At 39.6% G+C, this 230-nt stretch carries 1 protein-coding gene; it reads right to left on the reverse strand.

Going from position 1 to position 230, the window contains the following annotated elements; genetic code table 11:
* Positions 1 to 147 (reverse strand): helix-turn-helix domain-containing protein (locus CHH91_RS19265; RefSeq protein WP_095224777.1); only part of this gene is annotated, 147 nt, incomplete at its 3' end.
* Between the last annotated feature and the right edge of the window lie 83 nt (positions 148 to 230).

Below are 230 nucleotides of genomic sequence, written 5' to 3' on the forward strand. Positions count from 1 at the left end.
ATTCGATATGTGGTTCCGCACTGTTTTTTCTGAAATAAACAGATCTTGCGCGATTTCCTTGGTTGTCTTATCTTGAACCAATAGTTCAAAGACTTCTTTTTCTCGTTTGGTGAGTAATTGTTTTGGCCTGTAGTCATTATCCTTCAAAAGTTAACCCCTCCTTGCTCTCTTCAGGGTTGCTGCGTCAGGTATTTATTTAGTCCATGTAGCTTATGTAAACCAGAGACGGA

The organism is Virgibacillus sp. 7505 (genome assembly GCF_002272135.1).
Lineage (GTDB): Bacteria > Bacillota > Bacilli > Bacillales > Amphibacillaceae > Terribacillus.